This is a genomic window from Hymenobacter glaciei, assembly GCF_039539585.1.
Taxonomy (GTDB): Bacteria; Bacteroidota; Bacteroidia; order Cytophagales; family Hymenobacteraceae; genus Hymenobacter; species Hymenobacter glaciei.
Genome location: NZ_BAABDK010000021.1, coordinates 105,152 through 120,705, shown reverse-complemented (window position 1 = coordinate 120,705; position 15,554 = coordinate 105,152). Strand labels below are relative to the sequence as shown.

At 60.9% G+C, this 15,554-nt stretch carries 10 protein-coding genes; 4 read left to right on the top strand and 6 right to left on the bottom strand.

Translation table 11 applies throughout. The annotated features are described in order from the left end of the window. The first annotated feature begins 105 nt into the window (after positions 1-105). Positions 106-591, top strand: coding sequence for a YdeI/OmpD-associated family protein (locus ABD837_RS13535; RefSeq protein WP_345055409.1), 486 nt, complete (start codon positions 106-108; stop codon positions 589-591). A gap of 8 nt (positions 592-599) precedes the next feature. On the opposite strand, the gene ABD837_RS13530 is transcribed toward ABD837_RS13535, so the two are convergent. Together ABD837_RS13530 and ABD837_RS13525 are read right to left on the bottom strand one after the other, a co-directional pair. Further along, positions 600-2,363 (bottom strand): T9SS type A sorting domain-containing protein, encoded by a 1,764-nt coding sequence (locus ABD837_RS13530; RefSeq protein WP_345055407.1) that lies wholly within the window; start codon positions 2,361-2,363, stop codon positions 600-602. Positions 2,364-2,581: 218 nt separating this feature from the next. Then, entirely contained in the window at positions 2,582-3,019 is a 438-nt protein-coding gene (locus tag ABD837_RS13525) for a DUF2141 domain-containing protein (protein ID WP_345055404.1), read from the bottom strand. Between the two features lie 159 nt (positions 3,020-3,178). On the opposite strand from ABD837_RS13525, the gene ABD837_RS13520 reads away from it, so the two are divergent. Then, positions 3,179-4,513 (top strand): NAD(P)/FAD-dependent oxidoreductase, encoded by a 1,335-nt coding sequence (locus ABD837_RS13520; protein ID WP_345055402.1) that lies wholly within the window; start codon positions 3,179-3,181, stop codon positions 4,511-4,513. A 79-nt stretch (positions 4,514-4,592) separates the two neighbouring features. Here ABD837_RS13520 and ABD837_RS13515 read toward each other — a convergent pair whose 3' ends face one another. Continuing rightward, positions 4,593-5,198 (bottom strand): DUF4276 family protein, encoded by a 606-nt coding sequence (locus ABD837_RS13515; protein ID WP_345055400.1) that lies wholly within the window; start codon positions 5,196-5,198, stop codon positions 4,593-4,595. Next, positions 5,188-6,450, bottom strand: a complete 1,263-nt coding sequence (locus ABD837_RS13510) for an AAA family ATPase (RefSeq protein WP_345055398.1) — start codon at positions 6,448-6,450, stop codon at positions 5,188-5,190. The genes ABD837_RS13515 and ABD837_RS13510 overlap by 11 nt, the downstream gene beginning before the upstream one ends. Positions 6,451-6,909: 459 nt before the next feature. Between ABD837_RS13510 and ABD837_RS13505 the strand changes: the two genes are divergently transcribed. After that, entirely contained in the window at positions 6,910-7,596 is a 687-nt protein-coding gene (locus ABD837_RS13505) for a hypothetical protein (RefSeq protein WP_345055396.1), read from the top strand. Between the two features lie 186 nt (positions 7,597-7,782). Here the strand turns inward: ABD837_RS13505 and plsY are convergent, their stop codons facing one another. Then, entirely contained in the window at positions 7,783-8,430 is a 648-nt protein-coding gene (plsY, locus tag ABD837_RS13500) for a glycerol-3-phosphate 1-O-acyltransferase PlsY (RefSeq protein ID WP_345055394.1), read from the bottom strand. Between the two features lie 176 nt (positions 8,431-8,606). Then, positions 8,607-14,186 (bottom strand): hypothetical protein, encoded by a 5,580-nt coding sequence (locus ABD837_RS13495; RefSeq protein WP_345055391.1) that lies wholly within the window; start codon positions 14,184-14,186, stop codon positions 8,607-8,609. 314 nt (positions 14,187-14,500) lie between these two features. Here ABD837_RS13495 and ABD837_RS13490 point away from each other — a divergent pair, with 314 nt between their 5' ends. Next, a complete protein-coding gene (locus ABD837_RS13490) occupies positions 14,501-15,529 on the top strand; it encodes a Gfo/Idh/MocA family protein (RefSeq protein WP_345055389.1) in 1,029 nt (342 codons plus the stop codon). Positions 15,530-15,554: the final 25 nt, after the last annotated feature.

Below are 15,554 nucleotides of genomic sequence, written 5' to 3'. Positions count from 1 at the left end.
CACGCGTATAACCGCGCCGACTAAACTACATCAGCAAACGAAGCACAGCAGCACTAACAACGAGACGCAAAATATTGCATCTCTACACCGTTCACCTACTGACCTATGGCTGTTCCCATTCATTTTCGCGCTGTGCTGGAGCCGGGCGGTCCCAGCTTCATGCCAACCCAAACCATCGTGGTGCCAATTGAGGTACTCGAAGCCCTGGGTGGCAAAGCCACAAAGCGCGTCATCGCCACGATTCGTGGCCACGCGCTGCGGCTAGGGCTGCTGCCGCTGGAAGGTGGCGGCCGTTACCTGATGCTGAACAAAGACGTGTGCAAAGCGGTGGGCATTGTGCTGGGCCAGGAGCTGGAAGTTAGCATGGCGCTCGACCCCAACCCCGACCACGTCGACGTACCCGATGAGTTGGCTGAAGCCCTCGCAGCCTGGCCCGAGGCCGAAACCGCGTTCGACAACTACAGCGGCGCGCACCGCCGGGCCATGGCCCGCCTGGTAGCTGAAGCCAAACAGCCCGCCACCCGCGCCCGCCGCGCCGTAACGCTGGTGGAACGACTGGGTCGCGGGCTGCATCCGTTTCGGGGCGACTAGCGAGGCGCTTACCGCTTCTCGATGCGCTGCACCGTACTGCCCTGGGCAGTGCGAACCTGCAGCAGGTACAGGCCGGCGGGCAGGCCAGCAAGCGGCATCTCCTGCACGCTGCCACCAGGCAGGGTTGCGGTGCGCACTACCTGGCCGGCGAGGCTGAGCACACGCACGGCGCAGGGCTCGGCTGCGGCTGCCGTCAGGTCGAGGGTGAGGCGGTCGGTGGCAGGGTTAGGGTAGGCCAGCACGGGCTGCATGCCCGGCGCCATGCGCACTTGCACCACTGGCGAGAAGGCCACGGCTCCGTTGCGGTCGACCTGGCGCAGGCGGTAATAGCTGGTGCCGGACAGCGGTTGTGCGTCATCGGCCGCGTACACCGTTACCGCTGTTGAATTGCCTTGAGCGCTTACCTCGCGCAAAGCGCCAAATACTTCGCCTTGGGCGCTGCGCTCGATAATGAAGACTGCGCTGTTCTGCTCCGAAGCGGTAGCCCAGCGCAACTGCACCTGCCCTTTCACAACCTCGGCAGTGAAGGCAGCCAACTCGACAGGCAGCGGCCGGCTCGAGCAGTAGGTGGTGGATGGGCCGACAGAACCCGTCTGCGAGTCGAAGCCAGTTGGGTTTGTTCCATTGCAGAAGTCGAGCCGGCTATTGCCCCGGCCGAACGAACCGGCATTCGACGAATAGCCGCCCGTGGTGAAGTAGCCACGTTGCGGCGACGGCGGCCCGGTGATGGTGCCACTGCTACTGTTGGTAAAGTTGCCGGTGTTGGCCACTGCGCCCGCGTTGCTCACGGTTCCCGAGTTCACAAACTGGCCCGTGACGCGAAACAAAGCCCCCTGGCTGTTCACCAAGCTCGAGTTGGCACTGATATCGCTCATGCCTTGGGTTATGAGCATGGTACCGCTGTTGGTGATGGTGGTAGCCGAGCCCATGCCGAGGTAGCGGTCCAACGTTGCCGTGCCCGTATTCACGAAGCTGTTGGGGCCGGTGCCGGGGAAGTTGAAGCCTTTGGTCCAGACGCCGCTGTTGTTCACGGCGAGTCGGGTGCCGCCGTTGAGGTTGGCCTTCCAGGTGCCGCCGGTGTGGTTGATGGTGAGCCCCCCCGAGTAGTTTAGGTCCGAGGCACTCCACGTACCGCTGTTGTGGATAGTGGTGCCGTCGCCCGGGGTAAAATAGGCCGACCACGTGCCGCTGTTGGTTAGCGTGCCACCAGGGAAGTTGTGCACTTCCCCACTCCAATGCCCGAAGTTGTTGATGGTAATGGCAGCTGTGAAGTTGTTGCCTACATAGCCACTCCAGGCAGCATTAGTGATGGCGGCACTACCGTTATTCACAGTGGTGGGTGCATTCAGCTTAATGTCCTGCGAGGAAATTGTGCCCAGGTTGTCGAGCACTGTGCCAGTCGTGCCGCTGGCTACCGTCAGGAAACCACCACTGCCAACGCCATTGCTGTTGTTGATTTCGCCTTCGTTGCGAATGACGGCGCTGTTGCCACCTACCAATATGCCGCCACCCTTGGTGATGCCACCTAAGTTGATGACCCGCACGTTGTTGCCCACAATGCTAACAGTGCCCTCGAAATTGACGTTGCGCTCAATGGTAAGGGTTTCGCCCCCAACCAGCACATATGTTATGCCTTTGCTGGGGTTGACGACGGAGTAGCTGCAGGTTGTGCATTGGCCCCAAGCCTTGCCGAATGCTCCACTGCCCAGCAACAAGGTGGCAATCAATAGTGTTTTTGCGTTCGCAGAGAAAGCAGCGAAAAAGGTTTGCATGGTACAAGTAAAAAGGAACTCGGAATAAGTCTACTTATTGCAAAGCTAACTTACAGAGCCACTATATATTACTTGCTCAAGAAAGATTGATATTTTACCCTTCTACCCCATGATGCACTGGTTCGGGGCAGCATCTATCTCAGAAGCATCAAAAAGCCACCGTTGCGGAGGCAACGGTGGCTTTTTCACTGAATGAAATCAATAAATGTAAATTAAAATTAATCTTTAAGTACAATATTTACCACGCGCCCCGGGCCATTGACCATGAACTTGCACTCGTTGAAATCGGGGGCGGCCACGGTGGGCCGAATGTTGTTGGAGAAGGCGTAGGGCTCGGTAGGAATGCCGAGGAAGTTCTTGTCGATTTTGTCGTTGTTGTTCAAATCCTGGGTGATGGCCACGGCCCACTCGCCGGGCGGCAACTCGACGGGCAGCGAGAACTGGCTTTTGCCGTCGGGCTTCACCGACTTCGAAAAGGCCCACTTGCCGCTTTTCAGAAAACCCGCGCGGGTATTGTAAAAAAACAGCTTCACGGTAGACGTAGTGGACACCAGCGACGACACTACCACTGTTACGGGCTGGGTTTCGGCAGCGGGTTTGGCGGCTACTAGCAAGCCCGTGGCAAGTAGCAAAGAAGCAATTGGCAGCACTTTCATACGCAAGCTGTTGGGTTGGTGAACGTAGGCGGCTAACGCGACCGGGGCTTGCATGGTTCGATGCGGCCCGCCCGCTAGTGCCCGCCGACACAACCCCACCGGTCTAAATTGGGTAAGCAGCCCCCGGGAGGCCGCCATCCGGCTTCGCATCTTTACCGCATGGAAGGGTTAACGAAAATTGATGACCTCGGCAAGCCGCGGGTGGTGATTGTGGGCGGCGGCTTTGGCGGCCTGGAGCTGGCCAAAGCGTTGGCAGACGCGCCAGTGCAGGTGGTGCTGCTCGATAAGCAGAATTACCACACGTTCCAGCCGCTGCTCTACCAGGTGGCCACGGCGGCCCTCGACGAGGGCGACATTGTGTCGCCGTTTCGCAAAATCCTCAGCCAGCAGGAGAATTTCTACTTCCGATTAGCCGAAGTGCAGGGCGTGGATACCGAGAAGCAGGTGGTGGAAACCACCATTGGCCTGCTGCGCTACGACTTTCTCGTGCTGGCTACCGGGGCCGAGCCCAACTACTTTGGCGATGCGGCCATGGAGAAAAACTCCATCGCCATTAAAAGTGTGGAGGAAGCCATTGAGTTGCGCAACACGGTGCTTTCCAACTTTGAGCAGGCCCTGCAGCTGGGCGACTACGAGCAAATCAACAGCCTGCTCGACTTCGTGATTGTGGGCGGCGGCCCCACCGGCGTTGAAATCGCGGGCGCGCTGAGCGAGCTGCGCACCCACGTGTTTCCGAAGGACTACCGCGAGCTCGACTTCAAGGAGATGGACATTCACCTGGTGCAGAGCGGGCCGGTGCTGTTGAAGGGCATGTCGGCCCATGCCTCGCAAAAGGCGCTGGAGTCGTTGCGCGAGTTTGGCGTGCAGGTGTGGCTCGAGGCCCGGGTGAAGTCGTACGACGGCTACACCGTCACGCTCAACACCGGGCAGCAGTTCGTGTCGCGCACCGTAATATGGGCGGCGGGCGTCACGGGTGCCCCCATCAAGGGCCTGCGCGCCGACTGCCTGCTGCCCGGCAACCGCTACGCCGTGGACGAATACAGCCGCGTGGAAGGTTACGACAACGTATTCGCCATTGGCGACATCGCGGCCATGAAAACAACTGAATACCCCGAAGGGCACCCCATGGTGGCACAGCCCGCCATTCAGCAGGGCCGCCTGCTGGGCGACAACCTCAAGCGCTGGCTGGGCGGGCAGCTGGCCGAGCGGTTCCAGTACCACGACAAGGGCTCGATGGCCACAATTGGCCGCAACCACGCCGTGGCCGACATCAAGCTCTTCGGCAAGGAATACCACCTCAGCGGCTTTTTGGCCTGGCTGGCCTGGGGCGTGGTACACGTCATCTCGCTGGTGAGCTTCCGCAACCGCCTCATGGTGCTGCTGCAGTGGACGTGGAGCTACATCAGCTACGACAAGGGCCTGCGCTACATTGTGGGCAAAACCAAGTCGCCGCTCCTGGAGAAGGACATGGAGGATGGGAAGGCGATTGTTTAGTAGTTAATGATGAATGGCTAACGGTTAATGTCGGCCGTCATGCAGCACTCTGCACGACGGCCGCCCTCCTTCATCACCCCTACCGCAGCGCCGCCAGTCCTGCACAGAAATAATGGAAGCTGGGCGACTCATTTCGCCCTGGCATCAGGTGCTGGGCAATGTTTTCAGACCACTCAACTTTGGCTTTGGTGGTGAGGTAATACCCGCCTTTTTGAAGCACCCGATGCAGCGTTTCCCAAGTGTCGGTGATGGCATCAGGGTCACGGTTCAGGCCTTTGAAATGATGGGCGTGTACCCGTGGATAGGCCGCTTGAATGGCTTCGCGGTCGCCCAAAAACCACGCTTCCAATTCTGAAACAGCCAAGCGGGTCAACACCCGAAAGGGCACATGGGCGGGCGCGGTGGTTTTGGTGAGCAAATGCGCGGCGGCTACCAGCTTTTCCAATTCGGCTTTCACCTTTCGGCAGTCGGCGTCCGCATCCATCAAGATGACCACGCGCAAACCGGGCTCGTGCGGCAGGCGGCTAGCGTATGTTTTCAGGAGCGCGGGCAGGCGCAGCAGCAGGGCATCTTTGCCCCGGTGCGGGACACAGCGCCATGTATCATCGGCCAGCAGCAGCCGCGGCAGTAGCTGGTTTAATGCTGCTTCCGAGGAAGGCTCTTCCAGCAAAAACTCAACGTGCATCGGAAGCCGCTTTACGGGGTGCCAGGGGGTCACCGACGCTGAAGAAATTACTGGTCCACAAGTAGCCCAGTGGCGAACCGTCTTCCACCATCTGCTTCACATGGGGAATGTCGGCCGTGCGCGTGGCTTGGGTGTAGCCATCGGGGCCACGGTCCAGTATCCACACCTGTTCCGGTTCCAGCGCATCGAGCAGCAAGGGCGAATGCGTAGCCACCAGCAGCTGCCGCGTTTCCGTAGCCTTGCCTAATTCTTCGGCCAGCCGGGGCAGCAGGCGCGGGTGCAGCTCATTTTCCGGCTCTTCAATCCCCAACAATCCGGTGGCGCCCGGCTCGTACAGCAGCGTGAGCAGCGCCGCCAGCCGCATGGTGCCGGCCGACATGTACTGCGCCGGCAGCGGCTTCTCAAACGGCGCATCGCGGAAGCGCAGCAGCAGCCGTTCATCCGACGTTATTTCTGTTACGATATCGGCCAGGCCCGGCACCCAGCGCCGCATCTGCGCCGTAATTTTTTCCAGCGTTTCTGGGTGCTTCGTGTGCAGGTAGTAGAGCACGTTGGGCAGATTGTTGCCGTTGGGCGAAAGTTCCTCGCGTGGTCCTTCATCAGAGTGGCCTTTCAGATGCTCGTCAGTAAGGTGAATATAACGATATGTGTCAGTCAAAGCCCAAACGGCATGGGCTAGCGTTTTAAGCTGAGCATCGTTAGATGACCCCAAATCAAGTGGTCCTCTTAGGCTGTTTCCCACGATACCAAAATCTTCTTCTCCTACCACAGTACCCGACCGGCCATTCGGCAACAGATATGGTACTTGCACACCAGCATGTTCTCGTTCGTCGCCTTTATACATGCACTCAAAAACGACACAAGGGTTCGGGACTAGAACCTCGAATTTCTCATAACTGATGAAAACTTTCGACGGCTCCTTTTGTGTACCTTCAGAAATTTCAATCGTGTACCGAAGGTGTTTTTCATTTGCTGCCACTACTATCTCAAATGAAATAGGTCCTTCAATCCCCCGCGTCCGAATTCCTGCAAACCGATTACGTTTTCCCCAAGCACTTTTTAAATCAAGGGCCATTGCATCCGCTAAAAAATCCAGCGCGTCCAGCACCGTGGATTTGCCGCTGCCGTTCGGCCCGATGAGCACCGTGAGGGGCGTGAGGTCGCGAAACTCCACGTCGCGCAGGGCCCGGTAGTTTTTGATGCGCAGGTAGGTGAGGCGGGGCACGGCCGGAAGTTGGGCGCGGGTGGGCATAGCAGTAGCAACAGTTTGACACAAAGTAACACCGTTTGCCAACGCTCCTCCGCGCCGGGTTTCGATTCTCCCGAATCCTCCCTACCTTCCCCGCTCCTTCCGCTCCTAACTCCCACCCCTAACCCCCTTTCTACCAACCACCGCCGGGATGCTCCCTTCCCCGGCCGCCGGGCTCTCGGGCCCCGCCACCGTACTTGTCGACCCGGCCGGGATGCTCCCGGCTCCGGCCGCATCGCATGACGCCATACCACATAGGCTCGCCAGCCCGGCCGCACGCCCCGACGCCACCGCTGAGAGGCTTGACGGCTCCGCTGCTATCTCTGACGGCTCCGCCGCGATGCTTGACGCCACGGCCGCCTCGTTCGCGGCTGCGGCGGGCATCGTTGTCGGGTCCGCCGGGTTTGAGCGGCCAGCGGCACCCGTTATTTTTCCACGTTCACCCTTTTTCCCCTTTCCGCCATGAATGATAAGCAGCGGGCCAAACTGGCCATGTTCCAAACTACCCTGCTCGTGCTGAAAGAGCACACCGGGGACTACACCGCCAACAAGGCCTTGACGGCAGCCGTGGGTGCTTTCCAAACCGAAGTCGACCTCCTCGACCCCGAGCACCAGGCCCGGCGGCCTGAGTCGGGCGGCCTCACCCTCGTGAAGAAGAAAACCCGTGCCCGCGTGGTGCTCGCCGCCCACAACATCGGGGCCGCCCTCTTTGCCTTCGCCGCCGACCCTGCCCGCGAAGACCTTCCCCTCCAGGCCGCCGTCGACTACACCCAGCGCACCCTCGAGCGCCAGTCCGATGCCGACCTTATCCGCATCAGCGCCCTCATTCTCACCAAAGGCACCGAGCACGCCACCAACCTGAAAGACCTCGACGTGGCCGCCACCGACCTCACCGAGCTACGCGACGCCATCACCCAGTTCAAAGCCGAACAGGCCGCTCCCCGCGCGGCCCGCTCCGAAGGGGCCGCCGACACCAAGGAGCTGGCCTGCTACTACCGCGAAGCCCAGGCCCTGCTCGTGAGCCAAATCGACCGCCAGCTGGCCCGCTACGAAGCCAAAGCCCCCGCATTCTTCGCCGCCTACCAGTCGGCCCGCAAGCCCAACGCCACGGCCGGGCGCAGCGCCAAGCCGGCCCCCACCCCCGGCTAAAAGCCAGAACGATGTAGAGACGCGACCCTTCGCGTCTCGGCGTTGAACGAGTACGGCTGAACGACACCCGGACGGCGCAGTTCTGGAGACGCGACGGGTCGCGTCTCTACATCGTTCGCCATCAAACAACAGCGCCCGACCACAATGGTCGGGCGCTGTTGTTTAGGCACGGGCCAACAGACTCCCCTACTTCCGCTCCCACGGCATGGGCACGCGGCTCTCGGTGCCGCTGCGCAGCCGGCCGATGTTGGCGCGGTGGGTGTAAATCAGCAGGGCGGCCAGCAGGAAGCCCACGTACACCAGAAACGGCTGTGCCGGGCGGAACTGCGGCAGCAGCTGCAGCAGCGCGAAGGTGACGCCCGCCGTCATGCTGGCCAGGCTCACGAAGCGGAAGAGCAGCAGCATCACGATGAAAACGAGGATGCACACGCCTACCGTGGCCGGGGCCACGCCCAGCATCATGCCCAGAATGGTGGCCACGCCCTTGCCGCCCCGAAACTGCGCAAACACCGGGTAGATGTGCCCCACCACGGCCAATGCGCCGCAAGCCAGGCGGTAGTATAGCTCGTGCTCGGGCGCGATGGCGCCCTGGGCCACCAGCCACTGCGGCAGGAAAAAAGCAGCCACAAAGCCCTTCAGCGCATCCACAAACAGCACGAAGCTACCCGCTTTCGGCCCCAGTACCCGGAAAGTGTTGGTAGCTCCGGCGTTGCCCGAGCCGTGCTCGCGGATGTCGGCCAGCTTGAAGAAGCGGCGGCCCACCCACAGGGCCGTGGGAATAGAGCCAAGCAGATACGCGGCCAGCAGGGCCAGAGCGATGTAGAGGAAGGGCATTGGGTGGGCAATGAAGCGCTAAATGAGTATTGGGGCAATAAAGAACGTCATGCCGGGCGAAGTCAAAGCATTGCTGTCGCAAGAGTAACTGATTACTGCTGCGGCAGAGATGCTTCGACTTCGCCCGGCATGACGCTCAGGGTTTGGGAGAAGGGCCGGGCGAACTGGCGGGTGGCCTAGTTCTCGCCGAAGGGGTCGGAGCCAGCCTTTTTCTTCTGCTTCTCCTCGTCCTTCTTCTTTTTCTCTTCTTCTTTTTTCAGTTTTTCCTCTTCCTTTTTCTGCTTCTCTGCCTCTTTGGCCAGGCGGGCCGCCTCCTTTTTATCGGGAGCGTTGGGGACGTCGACGGGTGCTTCCGGGGTGGGCGGCTCGTTGGCTGGTGCGGCCTCTACAGCAGGACTGCCGGTGGCGGGCGTTTTGGCGGGCTCGGCCTTGCCTGCAGCAGAGGTGCTGTCGGTTGCCGCTTTCGTAGCAGGAGCCGGCTTGGCAGCCGGGGTTGTAGCGGGCGCTTGGGCCACCGCTTTTTTCGCGGGTGCGGGGGCTGGGTCTTCCATCACGCCATCGCCGAAGGGGTCATCGGCCTTGGCCTTTTTCTTCTTTTTGGCGGGCGCGGCAGCTGCCTCGGGGGCAGGCGCGCTGGGGTCGCTGGCCAGGGCCTCCTCTACGGGGTCCTTCTTCTTTTTCTTCTTGTTGGCCATCTCGTCGAAGACGGGGGCAGGCGCGGCCGGACGGCTTGATTTAGCGGCGGCCTTGGGCTTGATGCCCAGGAAGTCTTTCTGGAAATGGTCGCGGAAGTTGTCCGCGTCGGCAAAATCGCCCAGAAAAGCCCCGTAGTTGCTGGCGGTTTCGTACTCGCCCTTGGCTTTGTCGGCAATTTCGGCGTCGAAATCCTCGTTCTGCGATTTCACCAGCAGCAGGTTGTTGGCAAACTTCAGGTAATACCAGCTCGTCTTGTCGGCTTCGAGGTACATCTGCACGATGTCGCCCCCGGTTTCGCGGCGGATTTCGATGTAGCCGTTTATCAGCGCATTCATGGACTCCTTGCCCACGCCGGCAAGGCCAATGGGGCCAACCGAGTACCAGGCCCGGCGCCGGTCGTTCCAGCGCAGGTTCACCCGGCTCAGCAAAATGGTGTGGGCCAGCTTGGGCGAAAGCTTCATCAGCGGCTCGGCGAACCCGCGACGCTGCGAAGCGGCATCCACCCCCTTGTCGCCGATGAACTGGGCCAGGTTGAAGAACTCATTGGTTGAGCCGGTCTGGGCCTCGGGCAGGTTCTTGGTGGTTTTGGCCAATTCGTTGGCCATAATGTCGAGGGCTTTCGGCGGCAAGGTCACGTCGATGCCCAGCAGCGCCTCAACATCGTAGCGGGCACTATCGGGGTTGGCCGTGCCAACGCCAGCTCCCACCATCTTGAAGTCCTTGATGGTGTTGCCAATGAAGCTCATCGGGCCGTGGAACTTAAGCGAGTTGGTGGCATCGGTGTACGTCAGCGCCGAGCCCTCGTAGGCGTTAGCATCGGCCGGGTCGCTGCGCGAAATGGTGTATACCTCCTTCTTATTGTCGTAGCGCAGCTTGCCATCCACCTTGAAGACCGTCAGGTCGGTCGAGTTGGGAATGGCGGCCGCGTAGAGCGGGTAGAGCACATTGGTCTGGTCCGAGAGGAAAATGCCCGTTACGAGGGGCGCGCCGTCCTCCGCTTTCACGTCGTTCAGGTTCAGGCTGAAGTTTTTCGGGTCGATGGAATCCTTCACGGCCACCCACTGAGCTAAAGCGCGGTTCTTTCCAAACTGCAGCTGCACCTGCCCATTGAAGGCAAAGCCCCGACGGCGCGAGTTTAGCTCCACGTTGCCGCGGTAGCCGATGCGGGGCGTGAGCTGAAATTTGCTGGTATTGCTCACCACGGCCGTAGCCACGGTGGCCGGCCCTTCGGCGGCCCCGTTTTCGGTACCAATGGCCTCGCCCGATTCGTTGCGCTTAAATTTCTTGCCCTTGCCGGCCATCACGGCGGCCTGGTCGGGGCCGAAGCTGCCGAAGCGCAGCGCCACCGAGTCGTGCGCCGTTTTAAAGATGTACTCGCCGCTACCGGCAAACGACTCCTTCGAGAGCACGTCGATGTTGCTGTTATACAGGTTGTGGAACTTGGCCAGCGAGTCGAGCAGCACGTTGGCATTGTGCAGGCGCTGCAGGCGGCCAGCGGCCAGGATATTCACGCGGCCCGAATCAGGAATAATCCAGGCATCGGCCGCAGCGATGTAGGGCACGCCACCCACCTTCATCTGGTATTTGGCCAGGTCATAAATGCCGGAGGAAGCCTTGAACTTCAGGCCCAGCTGGTTGGGACTGGTAGCATAGAAGTACGACTTGGTCGAGTCGTTGCCCGGGGCTACACGCAGGCGCACCTCTTTCTTCTTGAAGTCCCAGTGCCCGCCGCTAAGGGTGGTACGGAACTTCGAGTACGGCAAATCGATACTGGCCTTGCTACCCTTCTCCCGTTTGAAATCGGCATAGCCGTTTTTCAAATTGTAGTTGAACTCCACTTCGGCAGCCGACAAGGCGGGCTTGTTTGCCTCCGCCGATTTCACGTTGAGGGTGGCGTGCCGGCCCGAGTAGCTGTCGGTTTTGAATGTGAAGTCGGGCGACCTGATGAAGGACTGCGGACCGTCGAGGCGGCCGTCGCCGCCGGCCGTGGTGGGCGTGAGCAGTGCCGTGCCCTTGAAGTTGTAGGCCGTGATGGTTTTCGCGCGCGCATCGCCCTTCGCGTACAGGCGAATGGGCGCGTCGGAGCCGGGCGGGGTGCTCAGGAACATGGAGTCCTGCTTCACTTTCCAGTTCATGATGTAGCCGCGCGGCAGCGCCATCTTCGGAATGTCTACGCCGTCGGTGTGCTTGGCCGCCACGTTGCCCATGGTGCCCACGGCCACCACCGAGTCGCGGTAGAGCACGAAACTGCTGGACGTGAACGTCCCCGTCTGGTACGTCACCATGCCATCGGCTTGCAGGCCGCGGCCGTCCATGCGCACTTTATCGAACACGCGGCCCTTGCCTTTGTAGAGCGGGAAGCCATCGCGGGGTACATCGTAGGTGAAGCCCAGCGCGCCGTCTTCCTGGAGGGTAAGCTTGGTTTTGAGGTCGGGAATGATGCCGCCGCTGCGGAAGGTGCCCTCGAAACCAGCTGCCGATTTACTCAGCCCGTTCAGCGAGTCAAGCTTAAAGGGCGGAATGTCGAACACCAGGGTCGAGTCGTAGGCTCCACCCAGCACGTCCTGCTTGCGGAAATACACGTTGGCCCCGCTCTTCGAGTCGAAGGCCGGGTACTGCGCCATCTTCTTGCGGCCCGACTTGTTTCTGGGGTCGTTCAGGTAGAGGCGCCCGGTACTTACCGAGCCTTTGTTGGTGAGGGCAAAGTCAGCTTTTTTACCAGTGGGGCGGCCCTTTTTGTCCTTGGTTTCGCTGCGAATGACGATGGAGTCAATCTTGGCCATGTCGACGTAGAACCCCTTGTAATCGAACTTGAAGTTGCGCCCCTTGAAGCGCATGGCCGAGGCCACTACCGTGCCGCCAAAGGTGATGTTGCGGTCCTGGCCGATGCGAATGATGGCGCTGTCGGGCTTCACGTACACCGTAGCCGAGTCGTCGGAAAAGTTGAAACGCTGCACGCCGCGCACCGTCAGCTCGTTGGTGTTGAGGTTAAGCGTGGCGTTTTTGCCCGAGCCCGCCAAGGACTTGATGGCGATGTGGTCGTAGTCCTTTTTGTCGCGGGCCGAAGCCACGTAGTGCGTGCCTTTGGGCAGAATGGTTACTTCACCGGTCTGGGGGTTCCAGGCCACGTAACCGTCGCGGGCCAGGCCCGACATGGCGCTGCGCATGTTGGCTTCGCTGGTGCCCAGGTCGGTGGCCAGGTTGCTCACATTCACGGTTTTCACGTTGCTATGCGCCTGGCTGTAGCCTACCAGCATCTGGAGCGGATGCAGCCGGTTGATGCTCTTCAACTGCTGGTATCGGTCGTTGGTGAAGAACTCCTTGCTTTCAAAATCGGCCGACTGCTGGTTTTTGGCCGAGAGCACTGCAAAGTCAAGCGCCGGCTTGTGCAAATCCCAGTTCAGGGCCTGCGTCCGGATTTCGAGCTGATGGTAGGAGTCGCTGTAGGGCGTGTTTTTGTATAAGCCTTCCTCGCGCGCCAGCTTCAGCTGCTGCAAGTTTTTGGTGTATTTGAGCTGCACGCCGGGGTGGGTAATCGAGTCTTTCGCCCCTTCGTAAATGGTAACGCCCGCCCGGCTGGCCGTGATGACGGAATCGCCGAGCACATAGGCCCGCGACGATGCCCGGAACTTGGGCTTACCCTCCAGGCTCACCGTCAGGTTAGAGAGCGAGCCATCGAGGGCCGCGCTCAATACCTTGAAGCCGGCCATCGACAAGCCCCCGCGGTACTGAATATTCTGGCCCAGGTTCTTAATCCGGGCATCGTTGGTGAGCGAAATGAAGCGCGGGTAGCCGGTGTCGACCTGCCCGGGCTTGCGGCGCACGCTCTTGTAGCTGAGGGCGCCCTTTACGGGTGCTTCCAGCAAGTACGGGTACGTCACCGTCACGGGCTGGGCCGTGAACTCGGGCTTGGTCATGTCGAAGTCGAACGGCCCCAGGTCAGCCGTGACCAGATTGGTGCGGATGGACCACACGAACTGCCCGCTCGAGGCCACAAACCGGTGGGTGTTGAACACTGCCGTGCCGCTCACTTTCTTGATGAAGACCGAGTCGCCCCCGGTCGCCATAAACATGTCGGCGTTTTCTACTTTCAGCACCGGCCCGCGCACGGGCGGTGGGGTGTACTCATCGTAAGGCATCGCCGAGGGCGTGAAAGCCGCCGGCTGGTCGAAATCCGACGATTTAGCAACCGGGGCAGCGGGCGTCGCAGCAGCCGGCTTGGCGCCGGCTTTGGCCACGGGCTTTTTGGCGGGCGCGGGCTTTTTCTTGCCCCCCCCCCAGCTATCGTCGGCATCGCCCCAGCCGCCGTTGGAAGGCGACGACCACATATCGGCGGTGTCCCAGCCGCTGCTGCTGGCTTTTTTCTTTTTGGGCGCGGGCTTAGCCGTTGCTACGGGCTTTTTGGCCACGGCCTTAGGGGCGGCGGGCAGCGGCTCCTCTTTGGGGGCGGGCGCGGTGGCCCCAAACTCCAGGTTCGACTGCGGCACCGCCAGCGGCGTGTAGGCAAACGAAATGGTGCCGTTCACGGCGCGCAAGGTGTTGTAGCCGGTGCGGTAGAGGTAGCCGCCGTGGAAAAAGCGGTTGGTGCTGGTCAGAAACCGGTCGGTTTCCATGGGCTCCTCGTGGTTGAGGCTCTGGGTCAGCACCTCGAGGAACTGGTCCATCTGCGCATCGTTGAGGTGCGCCAGGGTGGCACCGGCCACGATGGTATTGAACAGCGTTTCGAAGTGCGGGCGGGCCCGGAAGTGCTGGGCCAGCATGGTTTGCGAGAGCGCCACAATGTTGCGCTGCTGCGTGGTCGTCAGCCGGTTCGAGGACCATAGCTCCGTCATGCGGGCCGCGATAACGCGAGCGCCGGCATTGTTGGTGCTGGCCATCATCGATTGCACGTCGGCGATGTATTGGGCGGGGTCGGTCGAGAGCTTGCCAGACTGGTAGCGCGGCGTCGCAGAAGCCGCCGCTGGGGTAGCCGGCGCGGGCTTGGTTTGCGCCTGCGCAACCTCCACGCTGCTACTCAGCAGGCCCAGGCAAACACATATTATCGTTACGATTTGCTTCATAAATTGTCTATACACAGCAATAGGTCCGGGTGGGGCGGTGAGCGCAACGACCGGGAGTATTACCTCCCAAACGCTTAACTCCGAGGATAGTGCCCATAACCTACCGAAAATAAACCCGGTACAAGTTAGGCATAATCAAAAAATCAATTTCGCATTATGTGGGCTGAGAGCTCAATACCCTTTGATTGTCAATAATTTTCCTGCTTCCATCCTTTTCACTCACCTCCGCATTGTGCCACTTTAGGGGCTGCTGCTAGGTCCACACCTCATCAGCCCAAAGGGGGCGCGGCACTTGTCGACCCTATCTTGCCTCCATGGCTGCTACTCCCATTCGCACCGCGCTGCTGGCCTACGGCATGTCGGGCAAACTCTTTCAGGCCCCCTTTCTGGCGGCCCATCCGGGCTTCGAGCTCTACGCTGTAGTGGAACGCACGGAAGCGCGCATGCAACACGATTATCCCGGCATTCGGAGCGTTAGGAGCGTGGCCGAGCTGCTGGCCGATACCACCGTGGAGCTGGTAGTGGTGAACACGCCCAGCGCCACTCATTTCGAGCTGGCCAGCCAGGCGTTGCGGGCGGGCAAGCACGTGCTGCTCGAAAAACCGGTAGCTACTTCCGTCGCGCAGCTGCAGGAGCTGCTGGCCCTGGCCCGGGAGCAGGGGCACCACCTGCTGGCCTACCAAAACCGGCGCTGGGACAGCGACTTCAGCGCCGTGCGCCGCATCATCGCCAGCGGCCAGTTGGGCCAGTTGCTTGAAGCCCACTTCCGGTTCGACCGCTACAAGCCCGCGCTCAACACCAAGAAATTTAAGGAAGAGCCTGGCCCGGGTGCCGGCTTGCTTGCCGACTTAGGCCCGCATATCATCGACCAGGCCATCAGCTTGTTTGGAGAGCCCATCAGCGCGCGCAAGACCCTAGGCACCAACCGCCCCAACTCGCAGGTCGACGACTTTTTCAGTTTGCACCTGCGGTACCCGCAGGGGCTGAACGTGTGGCTGACTTCCAGCCTGTTGGTAGCAGCGCCCGGCCCGGCGTACGTGCTGCACGGCACCCAGGGCAGCTACCAAAAAGGCCGCACCGACCCGCAGGAAACCCAGCTCCTGGCCGGCCTTACGCCCACCGCGCCCGCCTATGGCCACGAGCAACCGGGCCAGGAAGGCCTGCTGACATTGGCCTCGGCCGAAGGCCAGCTGCACACCGCGCCCGATGCTGCCGCGCCGGGCAACTACCTGGGGCTGTTTGAAGCAGTGCACGAAACCATCCGGCACGGTGGCCCCTATCCGATTACAGCCGAACAGTTGCTGTGGCAAAACGAGTTGCTGGAGTTGCGGGCCGAGGATTGAGCTACCGGATAAAGACGCACACTTG

Coding starts and splice junctions, on each gene's coding strand:
- ABD837_RS13535 (WP_345055409.1), top strand. CDS start 106: ATGGCTGTTCCCATTCATTTTCGCGCTGTGCTGGAGCCGGGCGGTCCC.
- ABD837_RS13520 (WP_345055402.1), top strand. CDS start 3,179: ATGGAAGGGTTAACGAAAATTGATGACCTCGGCAAGCCGCGGGTGGTG.
- ABD837_RS13490 (WP_345055389.1), top strand. CDS start 14,501: ATGGCTGCTACTCCCATTCGCACCGCGCTGCTGGCCTACGGCATGTCG.
- ABD837_RS13515 (WP_345055400.1), bottom strand. CDS start 5,198: ATGCACGTTGAGTTTTTGCTGGAAGAGCCTTCCTCGGAAGCAGCATTA.
- ABD837_RS13530 (WP_345055407.1), bottom strand. CDS start 2,363: ATGCAAACCTTTTTCGCTGCTTTCTCTGCGAACGCAAAAACACTATTG.
- ABD837_RS13510 (WP_345055398.1), bottom strand. CDS start 6,450: ATGCCCACCCGCGCCCAACTTCCGGCCGTGCCCCGCCTCACCTACCTG.
- plsY (WP_345055394.1), bottom strand. CDS start 8,430: ATGCCCTTCCTCTACATCGCTCTGGCCCTGCTGGCCGCGTATCTGCTT.
- ABD837_RS13505 (WP_345055396.1), top strand. CDS start 6,910: ATGAATGATAAGCAGCGGGCCAAACTGGCCATGTTCCAAACTACCCTG.
- ABD837_RS13495 (WP_345055391.1), bottom strand. CDS start 14,186: ATGAAGCAAATCGTAACGATAATATGTGTTTGCCTGGGCCTGCTGAGT.
- ABD837_RS13525 (WP_345055404.1), bottom strand. CDS start 3,019: ATGAAAGTGCTGCCAATTGCTTCTTTGCTACTTGCCACGGGCTTGCTA.